We start from the raw sequence: 10,059 nt of genomic DNA on the forward strand, positions 1-10,059 counted from the left end.
AAGAGATTTTGATGATGTTAAGGCTGGTCAATTGGGTGGCTTTATTAAAGATGAAAGCGACCTCTCTCATGATGGCAATTGCTGGGTTTATGATGAGGCTATGATTATCCAAGCAAGCGTTTCTGAAAATGCAAAAATACGCAATAATGCCTGTGTTGTGAATTATGCTAGGGTTTATGGGAATGCCGTGATTAGTGATAAGGCATGGGTTTTGAATGATAAAGCGCATGTTTATGAAAATGCAGTCATTAATGGCAATGCAAAAATTGGGGGCTATGTTTTTGGCAATGCCGTTGTGAGTGATAACGCCGTGATTACACAGGGGGCTCTTATTCATGATAACGCCCGTGTCTATGAAAATGCGTATGTGAGTGGGCTGGTGTTTAATGATGCCCATGTCTATGGTAAATCACGACTTGCTGCATGGTCAAAAGCTTATGGCAATGCTCATGTTTTTGATAAAGCTATAATTTATGACGGCAGCAATATTTATGACAATGCCAAGGTTTTTGGCTCGGCGCGCGTTGGTCCCTTTGCAAAAGTTCACGATAATGCTCGTGTGAGTGGCAAGGCACAAATTTGCCAATTTACAACAATTTATGGCAATGCCGTTCTTACAGAAAATAAGAAATTTTCTGAAGATGTCTGTGCTGTTGATCAGGACGTCAATAAAGCCGTGTAATGAATACGGGCGCGGCGGGGGCGCCCTTTACCCTCATTTTCAACTGATAATCTAACGAATGATAGAATGGGTTTTCTCATGACTAATACACTTATGTTTAAAAAATATGAACTCACTGATGAAACTAAAGTTGTTAACCGTGTCACTTTACACCGCATTAAAGCTTTAAGGGACTTTTATAATGTCAAAGCTGGCGACCTAGGAGGCTTTATTCAAAAGGAAGAAAACCTCTCTCATGAAGGCAATGCATGGGTTGGTGATGAGGCATGTGTTTATCAAGATTCCCAGATTTGCGACCATGCTCGGGTTTATGAGAATGCCAAGGTTTTTGGTAAGGCATGGGTTTTTGGATATGCACAAATTTATGGGCATGCCAAGGTTTGTGGGGATGCTCTCATTTTTGGAACGGCATGGTTTTCTGGTGATCTAGAACTTCTTTATGATACGGCATGGTCATAACATAACTTGGGAATAATGACCGCGGGCACGGTGGGGCGCCCTCTCTCTCTCATGAGCACCTCCATCTTTACGCTTATGAAGTAACAAGCCGGCACCATCATTATATTTACCAGCCCCCAATGTTGCGACAGCCCTTGCATTAAGACGGTTCATAAGAGCCATTTTTAGTCCTTTCTTCTCTAGTTTTTATCCACACACTCATCCCACTTGTAATGTGCAAGTGAGTGGTTTTGATTGATTCAACATAAACAGGTTTGAAATGAGAGAATCCTACGATATTAGGGTCTCTCATTCAATATGAATAACGCTAGATTATCATTATAAATCAATACCTTATCAAAGGCAGCAAGGTCTATATTGAAGGGCAGTTACAAACCCGTAAATGGCAGGATAAAAACGGTGTTGAGAGATATACAACAGAAGTTGTCTTGCCAAAATACAAAGGCGAGCTGCAACTGTTAGATGGCAATAAAAGTGATGATAACAATGCTCATGCGACAGTGGTAAATGACTATAGCAAAAGCTTTCAAAGACCTCTTGACGCCTCTGATTATCTCTGACAGGGGTTCGTACACGCCCTTTACGTCATATCCATAAGGATCAAGTTAATGGGGATATATGGACTATTCCTGCTGAAAATATGAAAGGAAAACGTGATACTACAACAGAATTTCGTGTGCCCTTATCAACAGAGGCATTAGAAGTTTTAAAACAAGCACGCCTTTTATCTCGCAATGATTTCTTTTTTTCTGCTAGAGGTCGCGGTCCCCTCGCTGAGAAGTGTATGTATATTTACATGAGACGTAATAAACTTGAAGCCTGCCCCCATGGATTTCGTTCTAGTTTACGTGATTGGCTTGCTGAAACAACCGATTCTCCCTATGAGGTCGCTGAAACCATTCTAGCACATACGGTCGGGGGGCAAGTAGAACGTGCCTATCGTCGTACAGACTATCTAGAACAGCGGCGTGTTTATATGGATAAATGGGCTGCTTTTGTCACCGGTCAAACTTAAGAGATGGGGTGCAATACCCCATAACCTGTGGATAACTTTCTCTCTCTCTTTTCTCATATTGTGTTATTAAGATTCATCAAGATTCAATTTTAAAAACACATGATAAAAGACTGTTTTTTATAGATAATATTACTTTCCAATCCTGCAAAAATATGGTTAATAAGTGGTCATGATTTGTTTACAATTTGTGTTCTGAAAGGATTTTTAAATGACCGAAAATGATACTCTTCTCACAGACCGTGAAAGTGCAAAATTGCTCCATATGAGTGTTTCAACATTCCGCCGTCATGTGACAAACGGTGTTTTACCAAAGCCCTTAAAGTTTGGTTTTTTGTCGCGTTGGTTACAATCTGATCTTCACGGTGTGATAGAGAAAGCAAAAAACAACCGTAGCAATAATGCTGCATAAAAGAAAACCTTGTCACGTAAGGACGGACAAGGCTCTTCATTACTTATCGAGTTGTGAATAGCAAAATCCGTCCTGTGACGCAAGATCATAGGATAAAAAAATGTATTCTTATACACATGCTGCGGGCATATCACATGCCCTACCCATGATGATAGATTTCCTCGTTTATCTTTTACCCATGGTTTGATGGCGGTGCTGTGCATTTATGCCAAGCCAATGATTGGCTCCTGATTTACGCAAAACCAAAGCCCGTCTGACAATCGCAATGGACGCTGATGAGGCTGGTCGTAAAGCAGGTTATGCCTTGGCTGCCCGTGCGCATGAATAAAGCTTTGATCTCTCTATGAAGCAAGCCCCTCAAGGGCTGACTTTTACCATTTCTCTCTTTTTTAAAAGGTCTATTACTATGTTATACGATAAAACTTTCAATCATAATGCGCTCGTGAATGAGAACGATAATGCCTCTTTACACAACAATGCTTGTTTAGAAGCCATTCCCTATGAAAAGCATTGCAACAAAATGGTTGGGGGGAATTACAGCCAATCAAGGCTACTCTTTTACCAGTAGAGCCTTTTAGTCTTACACAAGTCCCTTTAAGCTTAGGAAGCTATATTTCTGATGTTTCAGATCGTCAACAATCCCCTGTCGATTTTGTTGCCGTTGCTACTCTCTGTGCTTTAGCTGCTGTGATTGGTAATGGCGTGCGGATTGCTCCAAAACAACATGATAATAATTGGAAAATTGTTCCTAATCTCTGGGGTGTTATTGTGGGGGAACCTTCGACCATGAAAACAGATGCCATGCAAGCCGCTTTAGAACCTCTCTATGTCTTCAAGAGGAATGGTATCAAGAGTGGGTAAAGAAGAAAAAACAGCAAGAAACAAAAGATATTCTTAATGAATTAGATAAACGAGAAAAGAAAAAACAAGCCTATAAAGCACTCAAAGATCAAGACGAAGAACAAGCCCTTGCTCTTCTTTCACAAGCTCTTGAACGCAAAGAAAGTGAGGAAGATGACAGTTCTATAAAACGACGTCTTATCGTCAATGATGTCACGGTAGAAAAGCTTGGGGAACTCTTAAAAGAAAACCCCCGTGGTCTCTTAATGGTGCGTGATGAATTGGCTGGTTTTTTTGCCAATTTGGAAAGAACGGAGTTTCAATCAGAACGAGCGTTTTATTTAGAAGCCTTTAATGGAGATGGGCAATTTACCTATGATCGTATAGGGCGTGGAACAATTTACATTCCCAATGTCACTCTCTCAATGATTGGAGGCATTCAACCTTCACGAATTACCCCTATCATTCAGGCAATGCACTGTGGAAAAAACAATGATGGTCTCATTCAACGTTTTCAAATGTTGGTGTGGCCAGATGTCAATCAAGATTGGAAATTAGTTGATAGAGCTCCCAATCAGAAAGCACGGCAAGACTATGAAGCAATGTTTCGTTCTTTTCTGGATAAACCCTTGGGGGCACCTGATAACCCGCTTATCATGCGTTTTGCTCCTAATGCTCAAGAGTATTTTTATGAATGGTTGGAAAGCCTTTATAAGATGATCAAAGAAGAGCAGTTCTCAGAATCTTACCAATCACATATTTTAAAAATGCCAAAAACCATAACAACCCTTGCTTTGATTTTTGAACTTGTTGAAGGAGGTCGTTTTGAAATCGGTTTACCTTCACTCTCTATGGCATTGCGTTGGTCACCCTATCTCTTAAGCCATGCGAAACGACTTTATGCAGCGGGGAATATAGCTTTAGAAAACCATGCAAATTTGCTTGTAGAGCGTTGTGATCATTTAGCAGATGGTTTTACAGTACGAGATGTTTATAAGCGTCATTGGAAGCTTTTAAAGGACACTGAAACCATTAAACAAACTTTAGAGCTTTTATGCCGTTGCAACTATCTTCGTGAAATTTATGAAGAGAAAAGCCCAAAAGGTGGTCGTCCTACAAAACACTATGAATGGCACCCCTTGGTAAAAAATCATAGGACCACACAATAGAAAAATCTCTTTTGAGAGTTTTTTTAAGACAATCGCACAAAGCTCTTTTTTAATGATATTCTGTTCACTGCCCCTTTTTTCAAAGAAAATGATCAGAATTCTTCTTAAAAAGAGTTTTGTGGCTTTTGGAGGTGGGGGCTACGTTTATATTATTTTTTTAAAAGAGTAAGAAAAATAAAAAACATTATATTTCAATTGGTTAGTATTTTGAAGATAGAACCAATAAAGACAATATAACCTATAAACACAACTCATAATATATATATAGCAAGGGGTTTTGTACTGGTTTTGGTGTTTTTTTAGCATACGAAACCTATCGTTTTGAATGCATCGTAAAATACTTCAAAATATTCTTTTTGATACTTAACCCCCTCCATTGATACTCTCATAAAACGATCAGTAAATTTCACACTTTTGCTGATCTACTCTGTATCATGGCCTGTGGATAAACAACCTTTAAAAACCCCTTTTGAAAAAATTTACCGATTTTGCAGGAATTTCACCTCATCTGACACTCGATATTTATCCGAAATGTATTTATTAAACTTCATTTTGATTCTTTTGAAGAGAATTAATCAATAGAATATATTGTCATGGAGTCTGGTCTTTATGTCTCACCCTCTTTATTCTGATAACAAACATGTTACTTTACGCTCTCTCTTACAATCCTATCGTGATCAAGCGATCTCAGAGCAAGAAAAGCAAGCCGCTTTTGAAAAGTTTGTCATTGCTTATTTGACGTGGGACCCGCTCCAAAAGCAAGAATACGAAAAGATTCAAACTTATAGAGAGGTCGCAGACGAAAAGGGTTGGAAAGGAAGCGATACAGACACCGATATTGATTTGGTCGCTAAAATTCGTGATCAGGATGATTACGTTGCTATTCGCTGTAAGTTTTATGAGACCAATCATCAGATTACCCAAGACGATATTGAAAGCTTTATCGCCATTTCGAGTAAAAAGAGGTTTAAATACCGTCTTCTCATTGATAGCACGGAAAAAGATTTAAGCGACAATGCCCATACCATGATTGAAGGGCAAGCGGTTCCGGTTTATCGGATTAATCTCTTTGATATGGACCATAGTCCAATTGATTGGGGTATCTTTGACAAGACAGGCAACATTGTTCTTTACGAGCAAAGGAAGAAAAAGCTTTTAGATCATCAGAAAGCAGCGCTCAAAGCGGTTTGTGAGGGTTTAAAAGAAGCAGACCGTGGCAAGCTGATTATGGCATGTGGGACGGGGAAGACTTTTACGAGTTTGAAGATAGCAGAACACATAGCAGGAACAGGCAAGCGTGTATTGTTTTTGGTTCCCTCTCTAGCTCTTATGTCACAAAGCATCCGTGAATGGACAGCCGATGCACAAGTGCCCTTGCATTGCTTTGCGGTGTGTTCCGATAAGCAAATCGGCAAGCGCCGTAAAAAGCAAGGGGATGATGGGGAAATATCGGCATCTGATTTAGCCCTCCCTGCTACAACCGATGCCTCTAAGCTTTTTGAGAAAGTGGGCAACTCTTCTCCCCATGTTATGCGTGTTATTTTTGCTACCTATCAATCGATCCAAGTGATTGTTGATGCGCAAAAGGATCATGGCTTAGCAGCCTTTGATTTCATCATTTGTGATGAGGCGCATAGAACAACGGGGGCGTCATTGGGAACAGAGGACAGTGAATCTGATTTTATCAAGGTTCACGATAACAGTCTTATTCGAGGCAAGAAACGTTTGTACATGACGGCAACGCCTCGGATCTTTAGTGACCATGCCAAAAGGCGTGCCGATGAGGTTGATGCGGTTCTCGCCTCCATGGATAATGAAACCATTTATGGAAAAGTGCTTTATACCTACAGTTTCACCGATGCGGTCAAGAATGAACTGTTAACCCCTTATAAGATTATTGTTTTGGGGGTTGATGAGGGGGAAATCAGTAAAAGCATGGAGATGCCTACCACAAATAACGATTATGAACTTCTTCTCGATGATAGAACAAAAATTGTTGGATGTTATCAAGCTTTAACCAAACTGGATTTGAAAACTGATCTTGGGGATGATACAAGCCCCATGCGCCGTGCCTTGGCTTTTTGTAAAGATATCAAGACCTCTAAACGGATCCGTGATACCTTTCAAGGAAAAGGTGTTAAGAGGATTTTCAACAGACTTTATCAAAACCACCCCGATACGCCCCCTCTGATCTGTGAAGTTGATCATATTGATGGGAAGGATGGCGCCAAGGAGCGGACAAGAAAACTGGATTGGCTTGAAGAAAATGTGGGGGAAAATCACTGTCGTGTGCTGACCAATGTAAGATGTTTGTCTGAGGGGGTGGATGTGCCTACCTTGGATGCGGTGATGTTTTTGCACCCGCGTAAAAGCCAAGTCGATGTGATACAGGCGGTAGGACGTGTGATGCGGCGCGCTCCGGGCAAAAAAAGAGGCTATATCATTTTACCCGTTGGGGTCCCTGCTGGGATTGATCCCGAAAAAGCTTTAAAGAACAATAAGAAATACAGTGTTGTTTGGCAAGTTCTCGATGCTCTGCTTTCTCATGATGAGAATTTTAGTAAAACGCTTAATCAGATGAATTTAGGACAAGATGTAAGCTCTGTTTTAGAGATTATAACGGTTTCTCAAAATATGGATTTACAGAATGTCACCACGGTTGTTGATGACATTCCGCTGCAAGCAAAACCAGCGCATGCAAGCGCAAGCAATGTATCTCCAATCCGTAAATCGCTTTCCATTCATAATGGACAAACAAGCCTCAATTTTATGGCGGCATTCCCTCGTGCCCTTAAAACGGTTCTGATTAAAAGATCGACCCTTTCTGATTATTGGGGCATTTGGGCGAATAATGTTGCTGAGATTGCCCAAAACCATATCAATCATCTTAAAGATATTCTTTCTGATGAGAAAGGCAAAGCTCGGTGTGCTTTTGATGCGTTTCATAAGGAATTAAAGAGCAATTTAAACGACAGTCTTACGCAAGAGGAAGCGCTTGAGATGTTAGGACAACATCTTGTCACGCGTCCCGTGTTTGAAGCCTTGTTTGATGGCAATGAATTTGTACAGAACAATAGCATCTCTCAAGCGATGGAAAGGATTTTAGCTGAGTTAGATAAAACCGATATCAAGCAAGAGTCTTTAGAACTACAAGGGTTTTATAACAGTGTGAAATTCCGTGCCTCAGGGATTACCGAACCCCATGCAAGACAGAACCTTATTATCAAACTCTATGAGGATTTCTTTTCCAAGGCATTTAAGAAAACCACGGATAGGCTTGGGATTGTTTATACCCCCGTTGAGGTTGTTGATTTTATCATTCATTCCGTTGATGATGTGTTGCGCAATGAGTTTGGAAAAAGCTTAGGATCACGTGGGGTTTCTATTCTTGATCCTTTCACTGGAACGGGAACCTTTATCACAAGACTTTTGCAATCCAACCTCATCAAACCAGAGGATATGGAATATAAATTCCGTCATGATATTCATGCCAATGAGATTGTTTTACTTGCCTATTACATAGCGGCGATTAACATTGAAACGACGTATCATAGTGTTATGAAAGGAAAATATATCCCTTTCAAGCATATTGGTTTAACAGATACCTTTCAGATGCTTGAAGAGAAAGATTTGCTGCGAGGTGTATTCAAAGAAAACAGTGACTATTTAGAACTTCAGAAAAAACTCAATATCAAAGTTATCCTTGGCAACCCTCCTTATTCTTCTGGTCAAAGAAGTGAGAATGATAATAATGCGAATATAGCCTATACTGCACTTGATACAAGAATTCGTGATACATATGCATCAAGATCTCAAGCAAAACTAAAAAGAAATTTGTATGATAGCTATATTCGTGCCATTCGCTGGGCTAGTGACCGTATTGATAATGCTGGAGTAATTGGCTTTGTTTCTGGTTCAGGTTACATAGAAAAATCGACAATGGACGGTTTACGAAAATCTTTAGCCAAAGAATTTAGCAGTATTTACGTACTCAATTTACGAGGAGATATGCGTAAAAACATGTTAAGTAATGGGGCTGCTCAAGAAGGGGAAAATGTTTTTGGCAATGGTAGTATGACCGGTATCGCTATAACGCTCTTTATCAAAAAGCCCAATGTGACTGAATCATGTAAAATTTACTATCACGACATTGGTAGTAATCTTACAACTAAAAGGAAACTTGAGATCCTTGACGAATTTTGCAGTATTGATGGTATTACCCATGAACAAGGCTGGCAACTCATTACACCAGACAAGCATGGTGATTGGATCAATCAACGTGATGAGAGTTTCAAAGCATTTTTAGCTTTAGGTTATAAAAAAGGTCATGGTAAAAAGCTTTTTGAAAATTTTTCTCTTGGGATTGTAACTAGTCGTGACGCTTGGGCATATAACTCAAGCTGTGAGGCTTTAGCAAAAAACATGAGTAATATGATTGGCTTTTATAATAGCGAAGTGAAACGTTTTAATGATACTTATGTACATGCTGACCGTCAAATACGTACAAAGGTTGTAAATAATTTCGTCAATGCGGATGAGAGAAAAATCAGTTGGAGTTATAGTGTTAAACAAAATTTGATAAAAGGAAATACTTTTCTATTTGAAGAAATATGCCTTATTCAAAGCCTTTATCGTCCTTTTACAAAACAATGGCTCTATTATAATCGCACCTTTAATGAAGCAATTTATCAAATGCCGTGTATATTTTCGATGGGAAAAAACGTTGAAAATAAAGTAATACAACTTACAGGCATTGGGGCAAGAAGCGGTTTTTCTGTATTGATGAGTAAAAATTTACCTAATCTAGATGCAATGGAAAAAGGTCAATGCTTTCCACGTTATATTTACGAAGACGCTCCAGTTTCAAAAAGTAAAAGTGAGAAACAAACCCTTTTATTTACAAACTCTATAGAGGAAAACAAAACAGCTGGTTTACAAAGGCGTGATGCCATTACGGACGAAGGTCTAGACCATTTTAAAGCTGCTTATCCAAATGAAACTATCACTAAGGATGATCTATTCTATTATGTTTACGGTCTACTCCATTCAGAAGATTACCGCGCTCGTTATGCTGATAACCTCTCTAAAGAATTGCCTCGTATCCCTTGTGTGAAAACTGCTGAAGATTTTTGGAAGTTTGTAACAGCAGGACGTGAACTAGGGCATTTGCACGTGAATTATGAAACTGTAGAGCCTTATCCAGTAACCTTTAAAAAGGGTGATTCTAAACTGGCTGATATCCCTAATCCAGAAAAATTCTATTATGTGACTGAAATGAAATTCGCAAAAGCAGTCACAGATAAAGGCAAATCCGAAAAAGATAAATCAACGGTTATTTACAATAGCAATATCACAATGACAGACATTCCTCTTGAAGCCTATGAGTATATCATCAATGGCAAACCCGCTCTTGAATGGGTTATGGGGCGTCAATGTGTAAAGACTGATAAAAAAAGTGGTATTGTGAATGATGCCAATCGTTATG

General features: G+C 39.4%; 4 protein-coding genes and 4 pseudogenes. 7 read left to right on the top strand and 1 reads right to left on the bottom strand.

What is annotated here, in order from left to right; translation table 11 throughout:
• Both BN67_RS14565 and BN67_RS10625 read left to right on the top strand, forming a co-directional pair.
• Positions 1–682 (top strand): hypothetical protein (locus BN67_RS14565; protein WP_019224059.1); only part of this gene is annotated, 682 nt, incomplete at its 5' end.
• Positions 683–760: 78 nt separating this feature from the next.
• Positions 761–1,141, top strand: a complete 381-nt coding sequence (locus BN67_RS10625; RefSeq protein WP_033313401.1) for a hypothetical protein — start codon at positions 761–763, stop codon at positions 1,139–1,141.
• A 54-nt stretch (positions 1,142–1,195) separates the two neighbouring features.
• Here BN67_RS10625 and BN67_RS15350 read toward each other — a convergent pair.
• A pseudogene (locus BN67_RS15350) lies at positions 1,196–1,303 on the bottom strand (DUF4102 domain-containing protein); the annotation flags it as partial.
• A gap of 164 nt (positions 1,304–1,467) precedes the next feature.
• On the opposite strand from BN67_RS15350, the pseudogene ssb reads away from it, so the two are divergent.
• From ssb to BN67_RS10660, 5 genes and pseudogenes are all read left to right on the top strand, one after another.
• Positions 1,468–1,701, top strand: a pseudogene (ssb, locus tag BN67_RS13905) (single-stranded DNA-binding protein); the annotation flags it as partial.
• Positions 1,692–2,156 (top strand): annotated as a pseudogene (locus BN67_RS13065) (tyrosine-type recombinase/integrase); the annotation flags it as partial. The pseudogenes ssb and BN67_RS13065, both read left to right, overlap by 10 nt.
• Before the next feature lie 208 nt (positions 2,157–2,364).
• A complete protein-coding gene (locus BN67_RS10640; RefSeq protein WP_019222130.1) occupies positions 2,365–2,565 on the top strand; it encodes a helix-turn-helix transcriptional regulator in 201 nt (66 codons plus the stop codon).
• 406 nt (positions 2,566–2,971) lie between these two features.
• Positions 2,972–4,574: pseudogene (locus tag BN67_RS13070) on the top strand (YfjI family protein).
• Positions 4,575–5,183: 609 nt separating this feature from the next.
• On the top strand, positions 5,184–10,059 hold a 4,876-nt coding region (locus BN67_RS10660; RefSeq protein ID WP_019224064.1), incomplete at its 3' end, for a DEAD/DEAH box helicase.

The sequence above is a fragment of the Bartonella rattaustraliani AUST/NH4 genome (assembly GCF_000312565.1).
Classification (GTDB): Bacteria; Pseudomonadota; Alphaproteobacteria; order Rhizobiales; family Rhizobiaceae; genus Bartonella; species Bartonella rattaustraliani.

Bases quoted from the DNA above. Each gene is read 5' to 3' on its own strand.
- BN67_RS10625 (WP_033313401.1), top strand. From the start codon at position 761: ATGACTAATACACTTATGTTTAAAAAATATGAACTCACTGATGAAACT.
- BN67_RS10640 (WP_019222130.1), top strand. From the start codon at position 2,365: ATGACCGAAAATGATACTCTTCTCACAGACCGTGAAAGTGCAAAATTG.